Source organism: Nitratireductor indicus C115 (assembly GCF_000300515.1).
GTDB lineage: Bacteria > Pseudomonadota > Alphaproteobacteria > Rhizobiales > Rhizobiaceae > Nitratireductor > Nitratireductor indicus.
Genome location: NZ_AMSI01000002.1, coordinates 274696 through 295856, shown reverse-complemented (window position 1 = coordinate 295856; position 21161 = coordinate 274696). Strand labels below are relative to the sequence as shown.

19 protein-coding genes are annotated in these 21161 nt (G+C 60.6%); 13 read left to right on the top strand and 6 right to left on the bottom strand.

The window, feature by feature from the left end; all coding sequences use genetic code 11:
- On the bottom strand, positions 1 to 930 hold the full coding sequence (locus NA8A_RS03980; RefSeq protein ID WP_009756066.1) for a LysR family transcriptional regulator: 930 nt from the start codon (positions 928 to 930) through the stop codon (positions 1 to 3).
- Between the two features lie 128 nt (positions 931 to 1058).
- On the opposite strand from NA8A_RS03980, the gene NA8A_RS03975 reads away from it, so the two are divergent.
- Together NA8A_RS03975 and NA8A_RS03970 are read left to right on the top strand one after the other, a co-directional pair.
- On the top strand, positions 1059 to 2015 hold the full coding sequence (locus NA8A_RS03975; protein WP_009756065.1) for a DMT family transporter: 957 nt from the start codon (positions 1059 to 1061) through the stop codon (positions 2013 to 2015).
- 55 nt (positions 2016 to 2070) lie between these two features.
- A complete protein-coding gene (locus tag NA8A_RS03970; protein WP_202802927.1) occupies positions 2071 to 2673 on the top strand; it encodes a TetR/AcrR family transcriptional regulator in 603 nt (200 codons plus the stop codon).
- Positions 2674 to 2749: 76 nt separating this feature from the next.
- Here NA8A_RS03970 and NA8A_RS03965 read toward each other — a convergent pair whose 3' ends face one another.
- Positions 2750 to 3925, bottom strand: a complete 1176-nt coding sequence (locus NA8A_RS03965; protein ID WP_009756063.1) for an alpha/beta hydrolase — start codon at positions 3923 to 3925, stop codon at positions 2750 to 2752.
- Between the two features lie 74 nt (positions 3926 to 3999).
- On the bottom strand, positions 4000 to 5457 hold the full coding sequence (locus NA8A_RS03960) for a TrkH family potassium uptake protein (RefSeq protein WP_009756062.1): 1458 nt from the start codon (positions 5455 to 5457) through the stop codon (positions 4000 to 4002).
- Between the two features lie 237 nt (positions 5458 to 5694).
- Between NA8A_RS03960 and ilvA the strand changes: the two genes are divergently transcribed.
- From ilvA to NA8A_RS03940, 4 genes are all read left to right on the top strand, one after another.
- The gene (gene ilvA, locus NA8A_RS03955) at positions 5695 to 6981 is read left to right on the top strand and encodes a threonine ammonia-lyase IlvA (RefSeq protein ID WP_009756061.1); all 1287 of its coding nucleotides are present in this window, start codon (positions 5695 to 5697) and stop codon (positions 6979 to 6981) included.
- 10 nt (positions 6982 to 6991) lie between these two features.
- Positions 6992 to 7531: a DUF1697 domain-containing protein gene (locus NA8A_RS03950; protein ID WP_009756060.1), complete on the top strand. Its 540-nt coding sequence runs from the start codon at positions 6992 to 6994 to the stop codon at positions 7529 to 7531.
- A 291-nt stretch (positions 7532 to 7822) separates the two neighbouring features.
- A complete protein-coding gene (locus NA8A_RS03945; RefSeq protein WP_009756059.1) occupies positions 7823 to 9244 on the top strand; it encodes a DEAD/DEAH box helicase in 1422 nt (473 codons plus the stop codon).
- Positions 9245 to 9469: 225 nt separating this feature from the next.
- Positions 9470 to 10681 (top strand): MFS transporter, encoded by a 1212-nt coding sequence (locus NA8A_RS03940; protein WP_009756058.1) that lies wholly within the window; start codon positions 9470 to 9472, stop codon positions 10679 to 10681.
- 42 nt (positions 10682 to 10723) lie between these two features.
- Here NA8A_RS03940 and NA8A_RS03935 read toward each other — a convergent pair whose 3' ends face one another.
- The gene (locus NA8A_RS03935) at positions 10724 to 11551 is read right to left on the bottom strand and encodes an SDR family NAD(P)-dependent oxidoreductase (RefSeq protein ID WP_040671783.1); all 828 of its coding nucleotides are present in this window, start codon (positions 11549 to 11551) and stop codon (positions 10724 to 10726) included.
- A gap of 266 nt (positions 11552 to 11817) precedes the next feature.
- On the opposite strand from NA8A_RS03935, the gene NA8A_RS03930 reads away from it, so the two are divergent.
- The 4 genes from NA8A_RS03930 (at position 11818) to NA8A_RS03915 (ending at position 15106) form a co-directional block, all read left to right on the top strand.
- Positions 11818 to 12852, top strand: a complete 1035-nt coding sequence (locus tag NA8A_RS03930) for a cysteine synthase A (RefSeq protein ID WP_009756056.1) — start codon at positions 11818 to 11820, stop codon at positions 12850 to 12852.
- The gene (locus tag NA8A_RS03925) at positions 12852 to 13595 is read left to right on the top strand and encodes an alanyl-tRNA editing protein (RefSeq protein ID WP_009756055.1); all 744 of its coding nucleotides are present in this window, start codon (positions 12852 to 12854) and stop codon (positions 13593 to 13595) included. Before NA8A_RS03930 ends, NA8A_RS03925 begins: the two co-directional genes overlap by 1 nt.
- An 8-nt stretch (positions 13596 to 13603) precedes the next feature.
- Positions 13604 to 14452: a 3-mercaptopyruvate sulfurtransferase gene (gene sseA, locus NA8A_RS03920; RefSeq protein ID WP_009756054.1), complete on the top strand. Its 849-nt coding sequence runs from the start codon at positions 13604 to 13606 to the stop codon at positions 14450 to 14452.
- A gap of 96 nt (positions 14453 to 14548) precedes the next feature.
- On the top strand, positions 14549 to 15106 hold the full coding sequence (locus tag NA8A_RS03915) for an OmpA family protein (RefSeq protein WP_009756053.1): 558 nt from the start codon (positions 14549 to 14551) through the stop codon (positions 15104 to 15106).
- Positions 15107 to 15363: 257 nt separating this feature from the next.
- Here NA8A_RS03915 and ald read toward each other — a convergent pair whose 3' ends face one another.
- Positions 15364 to 16479, bottom strand: coding sequence for an alanine dehydrogenase (gene ald, locus NA8A_RS03905; RefSeq protein WP_009756052.1), 1116 nt, complete (start codon positions 16477 to 16479; stop codon positions 15364 to 15366).
- A gap of 155 nt (positions 16480 to 16634) precedes the next feature.
- Between ald and NA8A_RS03900 the strand changes: the two genes are divergently transcribed.
- From NA8A_RS03900 to NA8A_RS03890, 3 genes are all read left to right on the top strand, one after another.
- Entirely contained in the window at positions 16635 to 17108 is a 474-nt protein-coding gene (locus NA8A_RS03900) for an Lrp/AsnC family transcriptional regulator (RefSeq protein WP_009756051.1), read from the top strand.
- Between the two features lie 100 nt (positions 17109 to 17208).
- Positions 17209 to 19203 (top strand): bifunctional 2',3'-cyclic-nucleotide 2'-phosphodiesterase/3'-nucleotidase, encoded by a 1995-nt coding sequence (locus NA8A_RS03895; RefSeq protein WP_009756050.1) that lies wholly within the window; start codon positions 17209 to 17211, stop codon positions 19201 to 19203.
- 170 nt (positions 19204 to 19373) lie between these two features.
- A complete protein-coding gene (locus NA8A_RS03890) occupies positions 19374 to 19664 on the top strand; it encodes a Dabb family protein (RefSeq protein ID WP_009756049.1) in 291 nt (96 codons plus the stop codon).
- Between the two features lie 10 nt (positions 19665 to 19674).
- On the opposite strand, the gene NA8A_RS03885 is transcribed toward NA8A_RS03890, so the two are convergent.
- Positions 19675 to 21144 carry a cryptochrome/photolyase family protein gene (locus NA8A_RS03885; RefSeq protein WP_009756048.1) on the bottom strand — a complete coding sequence of 490 codons (1470 nt, stop codon included), beginning with the start codon at positions 21142 to 21144 and terminating at the stop codon, positions 19675 to 19677.
- Positions 21145 to 21161: the final 17 nt, after the last annotated feature.

Here is a 21161-nt window from a genome sequence, read left to right as displayed (position 1 = left end):
TTAACAGTTTTGAGGCGGGGTGGCAGGTTTCCCGCCTTCCTCCAGTCTGCCGAAGGTCTCTATCGCAAAGTCCAGAAAGGCGCGAAGCTTCGCCTGAACATGTCGGTTCGACGGGTAGACGGCGTAAAGCGTCGTCTCGACCGGCGACCAGTCGTCCAACACGCTGACGAGACGTCCGGTCGCCAGGTCCTCTTCCACATAAAGACGCGGGATGAGGCTGATGCCGAAACCGGCGCGCAATGCATCCCGCACCGCCAGGCTGGAGCCAACCTTGTATCGCCCGTTTACCGGTACGTTCACGGTCTCGCCATTGTTGTGGAAACTCCACTCATCGGCGTGATCGGAAAGGGTAAACTGAACGCAATTGTGTGACCGCAGGTCCTGCGGATGGATTGGACGGCCGGATTGCTCAAGATAAACGGGCGCGCAGCAGACGGCATGGCGCAATGTCAGGAGCTTCCGCGCAATCAGGCTCGAATTTTCCAGGCGGTCGCTACCGCGCAGGGCGATATCGAATCCTTCCTCCACGACATCCACGCGGCGGTCGTCCATGCGAAGATCCAGGGTGATCTCAGGATAGCGTTCGAGAAATTCCGGTATGGCCCTGGAGAGTGCAAAGAGCGTGGTGGTCATGGGGGCGCTGACGCGCAAGAGCCCGCTCGGGCGCTGTTGCAGCGGCCCGAGAGCGCTGTCGGCTTCTTCCAGATCATCGAGAATGCGAACGACCCGCTCATGGTAAAGCCGTCCTGCCTCGGTAAGGCTCATCCGGCGGGTTGTCCGGTTGAAGAGGCGAACCGCAAGATGGGCCTCGAGCTCACCGATATTCTTGCTGACGGCGGCGGGCGAAAGGCGGAGATGGCGCGCGGCTTTTGCGAAACTGCCAAGCTCGACCACCTGTCGAAAGACGGCAAGGGCCCTGAGACGATCCATTATTCGCTACTCTCAGTAAACAGTGATTGCCCGATCTTCCGTATTATAATTGTTTTTGCAATGAATTAGCTGAGGGACACTGTCAATTGCGCATCATGTGGGAATGCGCGGCCACGTTCAGGTGTGAAATGCACAAAACCAGTACCAGCTTAACCGGCGCCCATCTCGGCATGCTTCTGTGGGCGCTGATCGTGGGAGCATCCTTTCCCGCAGTCGGCCTCCTCAGCGAAGGACTGCCGCCGCTTCTCCTGACCGCCATGCGCTTTGCGATCGCGGCCCTTGCCATGCTGCCTTTCGCCCGGCACGCGGGAGAGTTTGTGCCGCACAAGGCGGGGCTTCTGCTCTATGCGGCGCTCGGGCTTTGTCAGGCGGGCTTTTTCGGCATCATGTTCTGGGCTGCGCATCGTGTCAGCGCTCTTTCCATGTCTGCTCTCTTCGTCAGCATGCCGTTGCTTGCCTATGGCATAGGCCGGCTGATCGGCGTCGAAGCGAAGGCTGGCGGGCTTCTTGCAATCCTTGCCCTTGGTGCGATGGGGGCGCTTGCACTGGCGCTCGCGCAGACAGGAGGAGACATGGCGCAGCTTCAGTTCGGCTGGGCCGAGGGCTTCTTCTTCATCGGTTGTGTTGCTTCCGCGCTCTATCCGGTTCTTTCCAAATGGGGGCTTTCCCGTGGCATGCTTTCGGCGAACCCGGTCATTCGTACCTTCTGGAGCCTTGCCACCGGCGGCATCATCATCGCGCTTGCCGGCTTTGCGAGCGAACCGGTCGCACAGATGGGCCGCATGCAGCTTTCCGATATCCTGCTTGTCGCCTATCTCGGCATCTTCTCCAGCGGTGTGACATTCCTTTTGATGCAGCGCGGGACCGGCGTTCTCACTCCAGGCGCGGTGACGGCCTACAGCTATCTCGTTCCGTTCGTTTCAATGCTCGTTCTCTTCGTCGTGCGGCCGGACCTGATCGGCTGGCACTGGCTGCCGGGCAGCGTTCTGGTGCTACTTGCAATCGCGCTGCTTTTGCGGCGCGGGGAGGGCAAAAAGTTTCAAACGATTGAAGTCGCTATGGCCGGGGGCAAAGCCAAGGGGTGACTTGTGAAATCATTGCAAGGCAATTACCTACAAGACGGTACAAAAGGTAATGGCCATGGCGGAAAGAGGCAGACCGAGAGCTTTCGACAGGGATGAAGCCCTGCATCGCGCGATGCATGTCTTCTGGTCTTGTGGTTATGAGGGAGCCTCCGTCAATGATCTGGCGCAGGCAATGGGCATTAACAAGCCCAGCCTCTATGCGGCTTTTGGCTGCAAGGAAGAACTCTTTCGCGCCGCGATCGAGCTCTACGAGCAGGAAGAGGGGGCGCCGGTTGGCGAGGCGCTAGAGTGTTCGCGCACCGCGCGCGGCGCCATCGAAACAGCGCTCAGAGTCATTGCGCGCGGCTATACGAACCCGGACAATCCACGTGGCTGCATGCTGGTTGTCTCTGCTTTGGCGGGGGCGCCCGAAAGCAGCCGGGTGTGCAATTTCCTTGCCGCAAATCGCCGCGAGGGCGAGGAGAATTTCAAGCGCCGGGTCGCGCGCGGGGTCGTTGAAGGCGACGTTCCGGCCTCAGCCGATCCCGATCGGGTGGCCGGGTTTTATGCGACAGTCATGCACGGGCTTTCGATCCGCGCCCGCGACGGAGCAAACGCCAGCGAACTGGAGCATATCATCGACAGTGCGATGGCTGCGTGGGACGCTATCGCGCGGTAGAGACTGCGCTGGCGTAACGCCGACAGGGAATGTCCCGGACCACAGTACCCAGCACCATGTTTCCCGCAGTTTTGGCTCAGCGCACGTTTCCGGTTGCAAGTTCGATGACCTGCAGAGGCGTTGTGATCACGATGTCGGCGGCGGTGCCGAAGGTCTGGCCGACCCCCTTCACGAGGCTTTCCATCTGGCCTGCAACGATGGGTTCCTCGCGTTCATTGAGATTGCCCTGGTTCGACAGTCGCTCGCCAAGAAGTTTCACGAGAACCGGGTTCTCGGCGAACTTCGTGTGATTGAGCCAACTGTCTGACGAGACCTTGGTGACATCGACGACAACGACACCCAGATCCGTGAGGTCCTTGGCATCCGCGTAATCGCCAAGACGCGGCTGGTTGCCCGCTATGATGCCGGACAATGTCAGTGCGCGGTCGTTGCGTGACGTCAGGATGACGAAGGGGTGTTTGGGCACGCCGTAGCGGCGCATCTGTCCCTTGAAGACATCCAGGTCGAGATCGGGAGAGGCCAGAACGACATCGGCGACCCGTCCGCCCAGGTCGCGGTCGCCCGTGATGGCAAGCTGGCGGAGCGCCTCCATCGTAACCCAGCTCCCCATGGAGTGTGCAACGATATCGATACGCTTGGCGCCGGCGCGCGCGACCATCCGCATCGTTTCTTCCAGTGCGTCACGGGCGGTTGTGGCGCTGTTGTTGTCGTAGACATAATCGATGGTGCGGCCAGCCGAAGGCCAGGAAAACAGGATCGGTGCGCCGCTATACTGGGCATCGTGAAATATTTGGGCCGCGCGGTAGACGGCGGCGTCGAAACCGGTGTTGTAGCCATGGATGAAGATCAGGGCCCGTCCGCCGCGTTCGGCGATGCTTTTGGCCAGCGCCTGCTCGAATGGCTTCTCCTCCGGGTAGAGCCTGGCGCGGCGCGCTGCGAAATAGCGGGCGGGATCAGCCACCTTCGGGTTGGGGGCGAGCTCCATCTTACCGGTTTCATGGGCTGCGGGGATAGAGATGTCGACGCGGGCGAAAGCGGCTGCGGAAGCACGATTGCCGTTGAATATCTCACCGGGCTTCTCGGTCGAGGCGCGGTTCGTGACAATGAAGATGTCATGGACGGCGGCGACCTGCGCCTCCGTTGCCGGGGCGATTGTCTGGGCGATGAGGCGCGAGGGATTGGGATTTGCGCAGCCGGCCAACACCACTGCCAGGAGCATGCATGCGATGCTTCGCAGCTTTCTGAACGACATTCGTTGCACTCCGTGCGCCTGAACATGAATTTCTGAAGAGCTTCCCGCCGCCCCTTCGGTGCGGGTGACGAGCGCTATCTCTCCCAGAAAACGGGCGTGAAGATGACAAGAACAGCCAGAATTTCAAGCCTTCCCATCAGCATCGCCAGCGCCATGATCCACTTTGCCAGATCGGGAAGGGGAGCGAAAGTTCCAGCCGGGCCCACGATGGGACCGAGGCCGGGGCCAACATTGGTGAGCCCCGTCAATGCGGCCGACACGGCGGTGACGAAATCGAGCCCGGTGGCTGCGAGCGCAAGAAACAGGAACGCCCATATGACGAGGAAGGCCGACATATAGAGGACGACGGCGCGCTGCATGTCGTCTTCGACGGGTCTGTCGCCATAGCGTACCGTCACCACAGTGTTGGGATAGACGAAACGGCGAAGGCCATTGCTCAGAAGCTTGAAGAGGATGAGAAAACGATAGGCTTTGATGCCGCCGGTGGTGGACCCTGAGCAGCCGCCGAGAAACATGGCCACGAAAGCCGCCGCCGTGGCGAAGGCTCCCCATTGAGCATAATCGTCGCTTGCATAGCCGGCAGTGCTGATGATGGAGACCATGTTGAATGCTGAGTGGGTGAGGGCGTCGAGAAAAGGTCTTTCGTGGGCGATGCGTAAGTAGATCGCAACCGCCAGGACGAAGGCTACGACATAGCCGGCGAATACGCGGATCTGAGGGTCGCGCAGGGCGTCGAGCCGGCCACGTAACGTAAAGAGGATCAGGATTGAAAACGGCAGCGCGCTGATGAACATGAAGACCGTTCCGATCCAAAGGATCGCAGCGTTGTCGCGGTAATATCCCATCGAGGAATCATGGGTGGAAAATCCGGCCGTTGCGATGGTGGTCAGCGCGTGGTTCAGCGCATCGAAGATGCGCATGCCGGCAAATGTGTAGGCGACGGTGCAGGCCAGCGTCAGCGCCGCATAGATGCCGACCAGGCTGATGGCGAATGTGGAGAAGCGGTCGAAGGGGCGATCCTCGATATCGGAGGATTCGATGCGGAAGTAGGAAACGCCGCCGACATTGAGGAATGGCAGGACGAAAAGGCCCAGGGCGATCACTCCGAGCCCCCCGATCCATTGCAGGATGGAGCGCCAAAGAAGAATGCCGGGGGGCATGTTGTCGAGACCGATAATCACCGTCGCGCCCGTCGCCGTTATGCCCGATACCGATTCGAAGAAGGCATCGGCGAGGCTGAGTTCGACGGACGCTGCAAGAAAAGGCACCGAGCCGACGGCGCAACCGGTCAGCCATAAGAGATTGACCACCAAAAAGCCGAAGCGCGATGTAATGGCGGGGGCTCGTCCTTGTGTCGCAAGCGACAAGCCTATGGCGAGACCGCCGGAAAACAATGCTGAGAAGGCAAAGACCCGCCAGTCGTCATTGCCGAAATAAAGGTCGACCGCAGCGGGGATCAGCATTGCCGCCGACAGATAGACGCCGAAAACCGAAGCAATATGCAATGCTGCGCGAATGGCCAAATAATGCAATTCACTACCTCGGGCTGCGGGTGATGCGTCTCTTTTCGGGGCGCCTTGCCCGGCAGCCCGCGGCCGAGAGTGGCGTCGGGCGGCGGGATATGCAATAGCCGCTTGCGGGCATTGCGTCAAAGCCGGCGGACCTGGCCGCGTGCGACAATGCCCTTGATTTTCCGCCGCTTGCCGGAATGGCGGGTCATCCTCGACCCATGCCGGGCATGTGCGGCGCACAGGCGTACAGGAAAGGCGATGATCGTGCAGGACGAAACAAACGAATTTGTCGGTGCCGTCGGCGATGCGGCGAAGGCGGTGCGGGAGCTTTTTGCCGAAACGCCACTGCAGGAAAATGTCTATCTTTCCAAGAAAACGGGCGCTCGGGTCTTTCTGAAGCGCGAGGACCTGACACCGGTGCGTTCCTATAAGCTAAGGGGCGCGTTCAATTTTTTCCGCAAGGCAATCGACGGTGGGCTGCGCGCCAAGCACTTCGTCTGCGCCTCGGCGGGCAATCACGCGCAGGGCTTCGCCTATGTGTGCCGCCATTTCGAACGGCGCGGCGTGGTGTTCATGCCGGTGACGACCCCGCAGCAGAAGATCGACAAGACGCGCATCTTCGGCGGCGAATTCGTCGAGATCAGGCTTGTCGGCGATTTTTTTGACGATTGTTATCGCGCCGCTCAGCAGTTTGCGGTCGAGGGCAGCGGTGTCATGGTGCCGCCTTTCGACAATCCCGACATCATCGAGGGGCAAGCGACCGTTGGCCTGGAGATTGCCGAACAGCTGAGGCGCGAGACCGATGCGCTTGTCGATGATGCGCTCATCATTTTGCCGGTGGGTGGCGGGGGGCTTGCCTCCGGCGTTACGCGGTATTTGCGCGAGAGCGGCCATCAGACGGAATTCGCCTTTGCCGAACCGGCCGGCGCGGGCAGTTTGCGGCAGGCGCTGGCGCAAGACCGGCCGGTGAAACTCGCCAAGGTGGATAATTTCGTCGACGGTGCGGCGGTGGCGGAAATCGGTGCGGAGCCCTTTTCGCTCCTGCGCGATTTCGATGCCCGCACCGTGCATCTGGTTCCTGAAAACCGGCTCTGCGCCACGATGGTCGAAATGCTCAACATTGAGGGCATAGTGCTTGAACCGGCCGGTGCGCTGGCGATCGATACGCTCAAGGATTACTCCCGTGCTGCGATTGCCGGACGCACGGTTGTGGCGGTGGTTTCGGGAGGCAATTTCGATTTCGAGCGTCTTCCCGACGTCAAGGAACGGGCGCTGCGTTTTGAGGGGCTGAAGAAGTATTTCATCTTCCGTTTCCCGCAGCGGCCGGGTGCATTGCGCGACTTCCTCGACCTGCTCGGGCCTGAGGACGACATCACACGCTTCGAATACCTGAAGAAATCGGCTCGCAATTTCGGCTCGGTGCTGATCGGTCTCGAAACGCGCAAGCGCGAGAATTTCGATATTCTGAGCGAGCGCTTCAAGGCAGCCGGCTGGGCCTATCAGGACATCACCGACAACGATACCATTGCCGGTCTCATCATCTGAGAGGGATTGCATGGCCAAGACACGTTACATCGTCCTTTTTCGCGGTGTCGGCGGAGCGACCCAGTTACCGGTCAAGCAGTTGCGGCAGGTGCTGGGGGACGCGGGGTTCGAGGATGTCGCTACCTATATCAATAGCGGCAATGCGGTTCTGACCTCCGGCGACGCCGAGGCGAAGGTGACCGAAAAGGTCGCCCAGGCCGTCAGGACCCATATGGGTTTCGAGAAGGCGGTGATGGTGCGCTCGCTCGATCACTGGCAAGCCATGATCGACGGCAATCCCTATTTCGATGACGCGGAAGCGGCTCCGACCACGGTGCATGTTTTTACCATGGAGCATGCGGTGAACGCCGAGGCGCAGCAGGTGCTTGCGGCAAAGGCTACCGGAACGGAGCGCTTTTGGGTCGAGGGGCGCACACTCTATCTCCACACGCCCGATGGCATGGGACGCTCGCTCTTTGCTCCCAAGATCGAGCCCACGCTGAAAACCGCAATGACGGCACGCAACTGGCGCAGCATGCTGGCTCTTGCAAAGCTTGCGCGCGGAGATTGATTTCGCAGTGCACAACAATTCGTTTGCACTTTTTGCGCCGATGGCCCATATGCACCTCATAGACGCATGGGCCGGTTGCGACCGGCTTTCTTATTACGGACTGGTTGCGTCTTTGCGATTTCCGCCCCGAGCAGGGATCGCGCCGGCATAAGCTGGCCACGACAGCGCAACCGCGCGGGCAGAGCCCGCCCGTGTCGTTTACCCAACACACTTTTCGGCAGGTTGCGCCCTGCCGCTGACAATTGTTGCGGCGCAGCCCAAATGGCGTGCCCGCAGGAAAGACGAAAGACATTGACTGACAACAACGCAGCAAAGCCACAGGGCTTTGCCGAACTCGGAATCACGGGCGGCCTTTTGAAAGCCGCGCTCGATGTGGGTTTTGAAACCCCCAAACCCATTCAGGAAAAGGCCATTCCGGCAATGCTCCAGGGCCGCGACGTTCTGGGTATCGCCCAGACCGGCTCGGGCAAGACCGCGGCCTTCTCGCTGCCGATCCTGTCGCAGATCATTGGCCTTGGCACCAAGCGGTTGCCGCGCACGGCGCGGGCACTCATCCTGTGCCCGACGCGCGAACTCGCGGTGCAGATCGATGAGGTGGTGCGCAGCCTTGCAAAGCATGCCCATCTGGCCACGGCGCTCGTGCTGGGCGGCGTTTCGCGCGGCTCGCAAGTGCGCAGGCTTGCGCAAGGGGTGGATGTCCTGATTGCAACGCCCGGCCGGTTGACCGACATCGTGCGTTCCGGCGAGCTTTCGCTAGCCGAAACGCGCTGGCTGGTGCTCGATGAGGCCGATCGCATGCTCGATATGGGCTTCATCAACGATGTGCGCCGCATTGCGCGCGCCACCCATACGGACCGCCAGACGGCACTTTTCTCGGCGACGATGCCGAAGGAGATCGATCAGCTGGCGGGCAGCCTTCTGAAGGAGCCGCTGCGCGTGGAGATCGCGCGCGAATCGACCACTGCCGGCGAGATCAAGCAGGGCCTCATCATGGCGCGTACGCGCCAGAAGCGGAAAATCCTTTCCGACATGCTGGCCGACGAAAAGTTGCGCTCGGTGATCGTCTTTGCCCGCACCAAGCATGGCGCCGACCGCGTGACGCGCGATCTGACGCGTGACGGCTTCGAGGCAGCGGTCATCCACGGCAACAAGTCGCAGAATGCCCGTCAGAGGGCGTTGAACGGCTTTCGCGACGGCAGCATGCGTATTCTCGTGGCGACTGATATCGCCGCGCGCGGCATCGATGTTCCCGGTGTGACGCATGTCATCAATTTCGATCTGCCGGACCAGCCCGAAAGCTATGTGCATCGTATCGGCCGTACGGGCCGTAATGGCGCCAGCGGCGAGGCAATCACCCTTTGCGATCCGACTGAGGCAGACAAGTTGAAGGCGGTGGAAAAGACCATCCGTTCCCGGCTGCCGCTGCTCGCCGATTTCACCCCCGAGCCCGATCCCGTGCGCCCGAATCCGCAAGCACACAGGCCCGCGGGTGCTGCGCAGGCGCAACCTCATCATCGTGCGAGCGGTCCCAAGAAAACGGGCAAGCCGGGCAATGCTGACGAAGGTGGGCGCGAGCCCCGCAAACGTCAGGCGAACCGTCCGGAGCGTGGCGCGGTTGTTGCCAAGAGCGGCGAGGGACGCCCTGAAAGCGCCAAGCCGGGCCGGCGCCGCAAGCGCAATCGTGGCCGCAGGCCGAACGCCCAGGCAGCCTGAACGAGCTCTGCCGGCTGGGCCGTGTTCGGTCGATAGGGGCATCTGGCCCAATTGAGGACCGGGTGAGGCTGGGTTACGCCAGCCCATCCGGTTAAAGCATTTTGCAGTCAGATGGAATCATCTGACGTCTGCATTAATGTGGCAAACAAGGGGATAGAGCGGGACGGCGTTTCTACGAAACGATAACCGCTCCAGTTGGCCAATGCAGGAGGAGGCAAGGGCGGCATGGCGGGAATCGTTGCCCTTACGGTCGGGTATTTCCTTTCGCAATTCTATCGTTCGTTCCTGGCGGTTCTGACGCCGGCGCTGACCCAGGATCTGGGAGCGACAAAAGCTGATCTTTCCATCGCCTCTGGTGCGTGGTTCGTCGTCTTCGCTCTCATGCAGTTCGTGGTCGGCGTAAGCCTTGACCGCTATGGACCGCGCAAAACGGCATCGTTCCTGCTGGTATTCGGCGGGGCGGGCGGTGCCGTGCTCTTCGCGGCTGCAAGCAATGCCTGGATGGTGGTGCTGGCCATGGCTCTTAACGGGATCGGCTGCTCAGCCGTTCTGATGGCGGCGGTCTTCATTTTCGCGAAGTCGTTCTCCCCGGCGCGGCTGGCGATCCTCATTTCATGGCTGATCGCGTTCGGCACGATGGGCAATGTGATCAGCTCCGCACCGATGGCGGCCGCGGCTGAGGCTTTTGGTTGGCGCGCCGTGATGGCGGGGCTTGCCGTATTCACGCTTCTCGTCGGCGCTGCGATCTATACGCTTGTGCGTGATCCCGAATCCGATCCGGAAGAGAGCGGCGCCAACAGCGGCTTCAGCGGTTATATCGAGCTTCTGAAACTGCGGGTTCTCTGGCCGATCCTGCCGCTGGTGATCTTCAACTATGCGCCTTCGGCCAGTATCCGGGGGCTTTGGGCCGGCCCGTTTCTCGCCGATGTCTACGATGCCGATGCGCTGCTTATCGGCGAGGTGACCCTTTTCATGGCAATCGCTATGTCCGTGGGGAGTTTCCTCTACGGCCCGCTCGACATGTTCTTCAAGACGCGGAAATGGGTTGCCTTTTGCGGCAACATGATCGCGCTTGCCGCACTCGGTTTGCTTGCGCTGTTTCCCCTTGCAGGCATTCCGGCAGTCACCGCGCTTCTCGTCGTGGTGGGGCTTTGCGGGGCAAGTTACGGCCTGATGATGTCGCATGGCCGGGCATTTGTGCCGTCTCATTTGACCGGGCGCGGCGTGACCCTTCTCAATTTCTTTTCCACTGGGGGCGTCGGTGTAATGCAGTTCGCGACAGGAGGCGTGGTCGCGGCAACGGCTGTGCCGGGCGATCCGCTTGCCAGCTACCGGCCGCTGTTTCTCTTCTATTTCGTGCTGCTCGGACTTGCCCTTGCGATCTATCTCTTCTGCCGCGATGCACCGCCTGAGGTTCAGGCAAGACATCGGGATTGAACTGGCCGCGATATCGCCCTCAGAGCCATCCGGTGGCGGGTTTCAGCTCCGGCGCGGCCGGCGATTTCTGCGCGGTCCCGCCTGCTTCTTCTTCCAACCCGTCAACTGGTTCATCGCAAAGAAGACGATGGGGCTCGGAAAGAGGCGCAATGCCTTCAGGGGCCAGACCAGGCGGCGGGGGAAGGCAATTTCGTAGCCGCCGCTCGAAAGGCCCTTTGCGACGCGCTCCGCCGCCTCGCTTGCCGTTAGAAGCGCTGGTTTGCGGAACGGTGTCTTCTCGGTGAGCGGCGTTGCCACAAATCCCGGATTGATGATCTGGCAGCGAATATTGATCTTCTCGAGATCGAAGCGCAGCCCTTCCACCAGATTGTTGAGCGCAGCCTTGGTGGAGCCATAGGCGGCTGCTGAAGGCATGCCAAAAAAGGCAGTAACCGATCCCATGACGGCGATATGCCCGAAGCCGCGCTCGCGCATCCGGTCGGAAACCGGGATGAGGCCGTTCAGCGTGCCGAATACATTGACATCGTAGCTGCGACGGAAGTTCGCGGTTTCCATACGATCACCGCGTACGGGAAGGTAAAGCCCGGCATTGAAGACGGCGAGGGCAATTGGGCCGAGCGTCTTCTCGATGAGGGCTACGGTTTTCTCCATTCCCGCTTCATTCATCACATCGCAGGGAAAGGTGAAAATGCGGCCCTTCAGGTCGCCTGCTTCCTCGGTGATCGAGGCGAGATTGTCTTCCGCCCGAGCGGTTGCCGCCACGGTGTAGCCCTTTCGGGCGAGATCAAGGGCAAGCGCCCGTCCGATACCGGAGCTGGCGCCGGTGATCCAGGCAATTCCATCTTTCGGATCGGCTCGGTAGAGCGCCATCATTCCCCCTTGTCGTCCGGCAGACTTAACCTTCGCCGCAGGAGTTGAAAAGGCGGTGGGGTTCACTTCGCACGGGAAAAGACGTGGGGCCATGGGAAATTCCCCCGGGGCGAAAATGCGCTGGAAACGGGTTGCCTGAAAATTTGCTTGCCGGGCCTGTCTCTTGGAGGCACTGGCTTTGCGCGTTGGAGCCATGTGGCGCAAAATCCCACCTTGCCAGTTCCGGGCGAGCTTCTTACCCTCCGTCAAAATCATATGAGGTCGCCATGAAGAACTCCGTCGTAGATGCCATCGGAAACACGCCGCTGATCCGCCTGAGGCGGGCATCCGAGGAGACGGGATGCGAGATCTTCGGCAAGGCCGAATTCATGAATCCCGGTCAATCGGTGAAGGACCGGGCGGGGCTCTTCATCATTCGCGATGCGGAAAAGCGTGGTCTTCTGCGTCCTGGTGGGGTCATCGTGGAGGGGACGGCAGGCAATACCGGCATCGGGCTGACGCTCGTTGCCAAGGCCCTCGGATACCGTACGGTCATCGTCATCCCCGAAACCCAGAGCCAGGAGAAGAAGGATGCCCTTCGCCTCCTGGGAGCGGAGCTGATCGAAGTGCCGGCTGTGCCTTACAAGAACCCGAACAATTATGTGAAAGTGTCGGGACGACTGGCCGAACAGCTGGCCCGGACCGAACCGAACGGCGCGATCTGGGCCAACCAGTTCGACAATGTCGCCAACCGCAACGGTCATGTGAACACGACGGCAGCCGAAATCTTCGATCAGACGGATGGCAAGGTGGATGGCTTTGTCTCGGCCGTCGGCACGGGAGGCACGCTTGCGGGCGTTGCCGAGGGCTTGCGCAGCCGCACCAGCGGCGTGAAGATCGCTCTTGCCGACCCGATGGGGGCTGCCCTTTACAGCTATTATACGAGCGGCGAGCTCAAATCGGAGGGCAGCTCGATCACCGAAGGCATCGGGCAGGGCCGTATTACCGCCAATCTCGATGGTTTCACGCCTGATTTCTCCTATCAGATACCCGATGAGGAGGCGCTGCCGATCATCTTCGATCTGGTGCAGGAGGAGGGGCTCTGCCTTGGCGGTTCCACCGGCATAAACATTGCGGGCGCCATCCGCCTGGCCCGTGAACTGGGGCCGGGGCACCGCATCGTCACAGTGCTTTGCGACCATGGCACGCGCTATCAGTCGAAGCTCTTCAACCCCGCGTTTCTGCGTGACAAGAGCCTGCCGACACCGGTCTGGCTCGAACAGACGCCGCAGATCGATGTTCCCTTCGAAGAGGTTGCATGATGGGCGACAGGACCGAGGCGCTTTTTCGCGAGGATGCCTATTTACGAGAGGCAGAAGCAACCGTCGCAGGCATCAATGACCGGGGCGGCATAGTGCTTGATCGCACGATCTTCTATGCGACGTCGGGTGGCCAGCCGGGCGATACCGGGCGTCTGATTCGCCCTGACGGTGCTGTCGTGGAAATCGCGGCGACAGTCACCGGTGAGACCAAGGACGAGATCATCCATGTTCCTGCCGCCGGACAGGCGCTGCCGGAAGCCGGTGAGACGGTGCGTCTTGCAATCGACTGGGAGCGGCGGCTGAAACTCATGCGCATGCATACGGCCTGTCATCTCCTGAGCGTGATCTGTTCTTACCCCATTACCGGTGCTTCGGTGGGGGAAGAGGATTCCCGCGTGGATTTCGACCTGCCGGATGCCGGTTTCACAAAGGAAGACGTCACCGCGAAGCTGATGGAGCTGGTGGAAGCCGACCATCCCATTTTCATTCGCTGGATCAGCGAAGAGGAACTCGCGGCCAATCCGGGGCTGGTCAAGTCCAAGAACGTGCGCCCACCGGCAGGAGCCGGCAAAATCCGCCTTGTGTGCATTGGGGACGATGATAGCGTCGACAGTCAGCCCTGCGGCGGCACCCATGTGGCGCGCACCGGCGAGGTGGGAGAGATCCACATCGGGAAGATCGAGAAGAAGGGGCGCGAAAACCGCCGTTTCCGCATTCGTTTCGGGCCCATGCCGGCCGCTTGAGAGGGACCATGAGCGAGACAAGCCGCTTTACCGTTTCCGCCGACTGGCTGGAAAAGCATCTGGGGGAGCCGGGCCTGTGCGTGGTCGATGCTTCCTGGTACCTGCCGGCGCAGGGACGCAATGCGCGCGCTGAATACGAGGCCGGACATATCCCGCGCGCCGTGTTCTTCGATCAGGACGCGGTGGTGGCACCGAATGCGATGCTACCGCATACATTGCCCGATGCGCGCACCTTCGAACGGCATGCAAGCGCAATGGGAATTACGCGGGACGATACGATTGTCGTCTATGACGGGCCGGGCTTCTTTTCGGCGCCGCGCGTATGGTGGATGTTTCGTATCATGGGCGCGCAAAAGGTCTATGTGCTGGAAGGCGGCATCGACGGATGGCGGGCCGAAGGGCGTGCCGTGACCAGCGAACAGACGAGGATCGCAGCAAGCGTCTTCGACGCCAGGCTTGATCGTGATCGCGTGGTCGATCTGGAAAAGATGCGGAGCGTGGTGGCGGACGGCGACATGCAGGTGGCCGACGCCCGCTCGCCAGGGCGCTTTTGTGGCGCAGAGCCGGAGCCGCGGGAGGGTATCCGCTCGGGCCACATGCCGGGTGCGCGCAATGTTCCTGCTTCCATCCTGTCGCGCGATGGAAAGCTTCTGCCGCCGGCGGAACTGCGTGCGGTTTTCGAGAAAGCCGGTGTCGATCTCGGCAAGCCAGTGGTCACGTCCTGTGGGTCCGGGGTAACAGCGGCGGTCATCACGCTCGCCCTGGAAACGCTCGGCCACACCGACAACCGCCTTTACGACGGTTCCTGGACGGAATGGGGCGGACATGCCGATACGCCCGTCGAGAAGGATGTCTGAACAAGCTGAAGATCAGGCAACAAGCTGTTCATCGGCAATTCAGGGCGTGCGAGGAAATATGCCGGCATATTTGTTTTGTCCTGAAAGGAACATTCGATGCTGAACCGCCGTCAGATGCTTGGTGCCGCTATTGCTGCCTGTCTCATGCCAGGCGCGGCCATGGCGCAGTCCTCAATGCCTTCCGCTTCCCAGATCCAGCGCCGGCTGGAAGTGGCGCCTGCCCAGAGGGTCCGCCCGCAGGACCGCGTTACGGTTCAGGAACTCAAGCGCAGGCCTGATTTGCGCCGCCGCGCTCCTTCTATTGATATCCAGGCGATCAATTTCGAGTTCGATTCCGCGGAGGTGCCGCGTTCGCAGTACCGCAAGGTCGCCCAGATTGCCGACGCCTTGAAGCAGCTGCGTCGCCGCCGGCCGGGCACTGTGGTGCTGCTTGAAGGCCACACCGACGCGGTCGGTTCCTTCGGCTATAACCAGCGCCTGTCCGAACAACGCGCCGCCTCGCTCAGGCGAACCCTGGTGCGCCAGTTCGGCGTTCCGGCACGCATGATGGAGACGGTCGGGTATGGCGAGGAGTTTTTGCTCGTGCCGACCCAGAACGAAAACTGGCGTAACCGCCGCGTGACCTTGCGCCGGATCGACGATTTCATTCGTTAGAGCTTTTGCAGTCAGGTGGAATTACCTGACACGCGCATAAATGCGGAAGAACCAAATGTTTGAACGCCGTGCCTCCGAAAGGACGCACGGCGTTTTCGCGTGTCTATCCGGGGAAGACGTTCAGCTTCCTCGGAACGAAAAATGCCCGCCGTTTCCGGCGGGCAAATTCGGGAGGAAAGGGAGGGTGATCCGCTCTATCCTTTTGTTTTTCCCTATTTTTACGGAGGTCAGATGACGCCATCTGACTGCAAAATACGCTAAGCGGCGATGACAGCCTGCGGCTCAGCCATCTCGTAGCCCAGGGCCTCAGCTACGGCGCGGTTGGTGATCCGCCCCTTGTGGACGTTGAGGCCATTGCGCAGATTGGCGTCGTCGATCAGCGCTTTCAGGCCCTGGTCGGCGAGCTGAAGACCGTGATGCAGCGTTGCGTTGTTCAGCGCGTGCGCCGAGGTCACCGGAACCGCGCCTGGCATATTCGCGACGCAATAATGGATGATGCCATCGACCTCATAGGTCGGACCCGAATGGGTCGTGGCGTGGGAGGTCTCGAAACAGCCGCCCTGATCGATGGCAACATCGACCAGGACCGAACCCTGCTTCATGCCGGAGAGCATTTCGCGGGTTACGAGTTTCGGCGCAGCCGCGCCCGGTATAAGCACGGCACCCACCACCACGTCGGCGGAGAAACACTCTTCTTCCAGCGCTTCCACTGTGGAATAGCGGGTATGGATGCGGCCGTTGAAGATGTCGTCGAGCTGGCGCAGACGCGGAATGGAGCGGTCAAGGATCGTAACGTCGGCGCCAAGGCCCACGGCCATTTTGGCTGCGTTGAGGCCCACCACACCGCCGCCGATCACCGTTACCTTGCCGGGAAGAACGCCGGGCACGCCCCCCAGAAGAACGCCGCGGCCACCATTGGCCTTCTGGAGCGCGGTGGCGCCTGCCTGAATGGCAAGGCGGCCGGCCACTTCCGACATGGGGGCAAGGAGAGGCAGGCCGCCGCGCCCGTCCGTGACGGTTTCATAGGCGATGGCAGTCACGCCCGAATCGATCAGGCCGCGCGTCTGGTCAGGATCCGGAGCGAGATGGAGGTAGGTATAGAGAATCTGGCCTTCGCGAAGCTGAACCCACTCGGAGGGCTGGGGCTCCTTGACCTTCACGATCATGTCGGACCTGGCAAAAACCTCGGCTGCGGTCTTCGCGATGCTCGCGCCGGCAGCGCGGTAGGCATTGTCGTCTGCACCGATGCCTGCTCCTGCGCCGGTCTCCACCAGAACGTCGTGGCCATGGGCCACATATTCACGAACAGCGCCGGGGGTAAGGCCGACGCGATATTCATGGTTTTTGATTTCTTTCGGGCAACCGACGCGCATTGTGTTTCTCCTCCGGGGATCGTGTGGCCGTTGATCTGGCATAAGTCATGAGACCACAAAAAGCGCCGAAGGTCCTTGCGAACACATTTGCAGAGTGGGACAAAATTCGATAGTTTTTGCAAATTCACGAAATTTTTCAGGAGGAAATTCGAACAATGGCCCTGGATAGGATTGATATCGCCATTCTGGATGCCCTCCAGCAGGATGGACGCATGTCCAATTCGACCCTGGCCGAAAAGGTCGGTCTGTCGCAATCGGCCTGTTCGCGCCGGCTCGACAATCTCGAAAAGAGTGGCGTGATCAAAGGTTATCATGCCGAGCTTTCCAATGTCGCCCTCGGTCATTCGATGACTGTGATTGTGCACATTTCGCTGTCAGGACAGTTCGAGCGGACCTTGAGCGAGTTCGAAGCGGCGGTGAAACGCTGCCCCAATGTGCTTTCCTGCCATCTCATGTCGGGCGAGTATGATTATATATTGCGGATCGCCGCGAAAGATCTCCAGGATTACGAACGCATCCACAAGGAGTGGCTGACGGGCATGCCCCATGTGATCCGTATCAATTCTGCTTTCGCGCTGCGCGAGGTGATCGATCGTACGGCGGTGGGACTGAGGCCGGATCTCGGTTGAAAGCGGGCGCGGTTGAAAACGTCATCGGACCGTCATCAGATTCTGCTGGAAGTCGGGGCGCAACAGCGTAATCATCCGGTTTTGCCACAGGAGAGACGGCATGGATCACGGGCTTTCAAGCATGTCGAGGCGTTCCTTTCTGACAAAATCGGCCTTTCTGGCGGGATCGGCGGCGGCCGGGTCTCTGGTGCTGATGCACCCTTTTTCGGCAAGAGCTGCCGGTAACCAGGCGCATCTGCGGATCATGGAGACCACCGATCTCCATGTCCATGTGTTCCCCTATGATTATTATGCGGACAAGCCCAACGACACGATGGGGCTTGCCCGAACCGCTTCTATCATCGATGCGATCCGCGCGGAGGCCACGAATTCCATCCTGGTCGACAATGGCGACTTCCTGCAGGGCAACCCGATGGGCGACTATATCGCCTATGAGCGGGGCATGCGGGAAGGGGACATGCATCCGGTCATCAAGGGCATGAATGTGCTCGGTTATGATTGCTCGACGCTGGGGAACCACGAATTCAACTACGGGCTGGATTTCCTGTTCAAGGTTATGTCGGGCGCGAATTTCCCATTTGTCTGCGCCAACCTGACCAAGGGAATGCTGGCGGCAAACGGCCGTGACGACGACCTTTTCCTGAAGCCCTATGTGATCCTCGACCGGAAGGTGAAGGATGGCAGCGGCCAGGAACACCCCTTGCGCATCGGGTTGATCGGTTTCGTGCCGCCGCAGGTCATGAACTGGGATTCAAAGCACCTGGCCGGCAAGGCCATGACGCGCGACATCGTGCGGGCAGCGCAGGCCTGGGTACCGCAAATGAAGGAAGAGGGGGCGGAGCTGATCGTTGCGCTTTCCCATTCGGGCATGGGGCCGATGCAATATGCCGAAAACCTGGAAAACGCCTCGCTGCTTCTGGCCGGCGTGGACGGCATCGACGCGATCGTCACCGGTCACAGCCATCTGGATTTTCCGGGACCGAAATTCGACGGGCTTGAAGGTCTCGACAATGCGAATGGCACCATCAACGGCAAGCCGGGCGTAATGGGCGGTTTCTGGGGCTCGCATCTCGGCCTGATCGACCTTCTTCTGGAACGCGAAGGCAATAGCTGGCGGATCGTGAGCTCCACTTCGCAGGCGCGGCCGATCTTCAAGCGGGTGGAACGCAAGACTGAACCGCTGGTTCAAAGCAAGGCGGAGGTGGAAGATGCCGTCCGCGAAGATCATGAGGCGACGCTCAAATATGTACGCACCGCCGTGGGCAAGACCTCGGCGCCGCTCTATTCCTATTTCGCTCTGGTGGCAGACGATCCGTCGGTCCAGATCGTGAGCCAGGCGCAGACCTGGTACATCACGGATATGCTGAAGGACGGCGAATACAAAGGCCTGCCTGTTCTTTCAGCGGCGGCGCCCTTCAAGGCGGGCGGCCGGGGCGGGCCTGACTATTATACCGATGTCGCTGCCGGCGATGTGGCGATTAAGAATGTCGCCGATCTTTATCTCTATCCCAACACGGTCCAGGCGGTGCTCGTGACCGGGGCTGATGTGAAGGAATGGCTGGAGATGTCGGCGGGCATCTTCAACAAGGTGGAGCCGGGCAAGGCCGACCAGACCCTGCTCGACGCGTCTTTCCCATCCTACAATTTCGATGTGATCGACGGGGTGACATATGCGATCGATCTTTCGCAGCCCGCCAAATATTCACCGAAGGGCGAGCTGCTTCATGCGGATGCAAGCCGCATCGTCGATCTCGCCTTCAACGGCGGCCCCATTGATCCTGCGCAGAAATTTGTGGTGGCCACCAACAATTACCGTGGTGGCGGTGGCGGGAATTTCCCGGGCATCGGGCCGGATAAGGTGATCTTTGCCGCACCGGACACAAATCGCGACGTGATCGTGCGCTACATTGTCGAACAGGGAACCATCAACGCATCGGCGGATGCCAACTGGCGTTTCAAGCCGCTGGCGGGAACGTCGGTACTGTTCGAGACCGGGCCGAAGGCGGCGCGCTTCGCGAAGGATGTGAAAGGCGTCTCCATCGAGCCCGCAGGTGAGGGGCAGGAGGGCTTCGCGCTCTATCGCATCACCCTTTGAGAATGCCATCCCTGACCAAGAGGCCGGATTGAGTGCCCGGCCTTTTTCTTTTGGAAACAATTGAGTATGGAGGATTGCGGATATTTTGAATCTGCGGCGCGACGGTGGGGCGCATTGACATTGCAGGCATCGGGGAGCGATTTGCCGATGCTCATATTCGGAGACTTGCCATGATTCGCCACATCGTTTTCTTCAGCGCCAAGGATAAAACCGATGTCGAGCGCATCGCTGAAAAGCTCGGCAAGCTTGGCGAAATTCCCCATTCCGATTTTTTCGAGATCGGCATCAACACGAAGGTCGACCAGATCGGGACCGAAGTGGATGTAATCGTTTATGGCGAGTTCCGCGACGAGACGGCACTGGCCGCCTACAAGGCGCATCCCACCTACGACGCCTGCACGGCCGAGGTTCGGCCCCTGCGCGAGATGCGCTACGCCGCAGACTTCGTGTCGCGGGCCTGATAGGTATTTCTCACTCTGATTTCAGGGATTTGTAATCCGACAGGGCGTGTTCCCTTGCCGTCGCGTGGTCGACCATGGGTTCGGGATAGGTCTTGCCGAGGGTTATGCCAGCCTTTTTCAAGGCTTCGCCTTTTGCCTTCCAGGGCTTGTGGATGCCCTTGGAGGGGAGGTTTTCGAGTTCCGGCACGTAACGCCGGATATAGTCGCCCCCTGAATCGAATTTCTCGCCCTGGAGTACAGGGTTGAAGATGCGGAAATAGGGAGCGGCATCGGCGCCCGAACCTGCCACCCATTGCCAGTTGGCGGGGTTGCTCGCAGGGTCCGCATCGACCAGCGTGTCCCAGAACCATTGCTCGCCCTCGCGCCAATCCAGTCTCAGATCCTTCACGAGAAAGGACGCGACGATCATGCGGGCGCGGTTGTGCATCCAGCCGGTTTGCCAAAGCTGGCGCATGGCCGCATCGACGACCGGGTAGCCGGTCCTTCCCCGCTGCCATGCTTGTAAGGCGCCATCGTCCCTGTTCCAGGGGAAGGCATCGAAATCGCTGTTGAAGTTCTTCGCTGCGAGCTGCGGATTGTGAAACAGGAGATGCCAGCAGAATTCGCGCCAGCCAAGCTCCTTGCGGAAGGTCTGCAGGTCGCCCGGCGTCAGGTCGTTGCGGTGCTCGAGATGCTGCCAGATCTGATAGGGGGTGATTTCGCCATGGGAAAGATGCGGCGAAAGGCTTGATGTCGCCTCGCTCGCCATTCTGTCACGCAGCGTTTCATAGCCCTTGCCGCCGCCATCGAGAAATGCCTCCAGCCGTTTGTGCGCGCCGGTTTCGCCGGGCGTCCAGGCCTTGCGCAAACCGCCAGCCCAATCCGGTCTGGTTGGCAAAAGCTGCCAGTCATCAAGCCTGTCGCTCTCAACATCGCCCTTGAAGACAGAAAGCTTTTCGGGAGCATCGGCCGGTTCGCGCGGGACAAACCCTTCGGACAAGGTTCGCCAGAAGGGCGTGAAGACGCGATAAAATCCGCCCGAACCGGTCTTGATGCGCCAGGGTTCGTGCAGGAGCTGGCCGGTAAAGCTCTCGGCTGCAATGCCATTCTCCCTGAGCGCCGCTTTCATTTTCTTGTCGGCATGGATTGCGGCTGGCTCGTAGCGTCGGTTCCAGAAGACCGTCGCCGCACCCGTTTCGCGCGCGAGAGCCACCGTCGTTTCCGCCATCCTGCCCCGCCGCAGGACAAGCTCTGCACCCAGATCCGACAGGCGACCCGCAAGGGCGCATAGGGAATGATGAAGCCACCAGCGGCGCGCACCGCCAAGGGGGCGCATGCCTTCGCTTTCCTCATCGAGGATAAAGGCGGCGACGACGGGTCGGCCACAATCCGCTGCTGCAGACAGGGCAAGATTGTCGGCGAGCCTCAGATCGTGACGGAACAGCACGAGTGTCGGCGCATCGTCAGGCGCGGCTTTCGCCGTATCTTTGTCGTTTGTCATGCAGGGGTGCCGGTGTG

Excerpts from the sequence above, each read along its gene's own strand:
- NA8A_RS03980 (WP_009756066.1), bottom strand. The coding sequence starts at position 930 with ATGGATCGTCTCAGGGCCCTTGCCGTCTTTCGACAGGTGGTCGAGCTT.
- NA8A_RS03975 (WP_009756065.1), top strand. The coding sequence starts at position 1,059 with ATGCACAAAACCAGTACCAGCTTAACCGGCGCCCATCTCGGCATGCTT.
- NA8A_RS03970 (WP_202802927.1), top strand. The coding sequence starts at position 2,071 with ATGGCGGAAAGAGGCAGACCGAGAGCTTTCGACAGGGATGAAGCCCTG.
- NA8A_RS03965 (WP_009756063.1), bottom strand. The coding sequence starts at position 3,925 with ATGTCGTTCAGAAAGCTGCGAAGCATCGCATGCATGCTCCTGGCAGTG.
- ilvA (WP_009756061.1), top strand. The coding sequence starts at position 5,695 with ATGATCGTGCAGGACGAAACAAACGAATTTGTCGGTGCCGTCGGCGAT.
- NA8A_RS03950 (WP_009756060.1), top strand. The coding sequence starts at position 6,992 with ATGGCCAAGACACGTTACATCGTCCTTTTTCGCGGTGTCGGCGGAGCG.
- NA8A_RS03940 (WP_009756058.1), top strand. The coding sequence starts at position 9,470 with ATGGCGGGAATCGTTGCCCTTACGGTCGGGTATTTCCTTTCGCAATTC.
- NA8A_RS03935 (WP_040671783.1), bottom strand. The coding sequence starts at position 11,551 with ATGGCGCTCTACCGAGCCGATCCGAAAGATGGAATTGCCTGGATCACC.
- NA8A_RS03930 (WP_009756056.1), top strand. The coding sequence starts at position 11,818 with ATGAAGAACTCCGTCGTAGATGCCATCGGAAACACGCCGCTGATCCGC.
- NA8A_RS03925 (WP_009756055.1), top strand. The coding sequence starts at position 12,852 with ATGGGCGACAGGACCGAGGCGCTTTTTCGCGAGGATGCCTATTTACGA.
- sseA (WP_009756054.1), top strand. The coding sequence starts at position 13,604 with ATGAGCGAGACAAGCCGCTTTACCGTTTCCGCCGACTGGCTGGAAAAG.
- NA8A_RS03915 (WP_009756053.1), top strand. The coding sequence starts at position 14,549 with ATGCTGAACCGCCGTCAGATGCTTGGTGCCGCTATTGCTGCCTGTCTC.
- ald (WP_009756052.1), bottom strand. The coding sequence starts at position 16,479 with ATGCGCGTCGGTTGCCCGAAAGAAATCAAAAACCATGAATATCGCGTC.
- NA8A_RS03900 (WP_009756051.1), top strand. The coding sequence starts at position 16,635 with ATGGCCCTGGATAGGATTGATATCGCCATTCTGGATGCCCTCCAGCAG.
- NA8A_RS03895 (WP_009756050.1), top strand. The coding sequence starts at position 17,209 with ATGGATCACGGGCTTTCAAGCATGTCGAGGCGTTCCTTTCTGACAAAA.
- NA8A_RS03890 (WP_009756049.1), top strand. The coding sequence starts at position 19,374 with ATGATTCGCCACATCGTTTTCTTCAGCGCCAAGGATAAAACCGATGTC.
- NA8A_RS03885 (WP_009756048.1), bottom strand. The coding sequence starts at position 21,144 with ATGACAAACGACAAAGATACGGCGAAAGCCGCGCCTGACGATGCGCCG.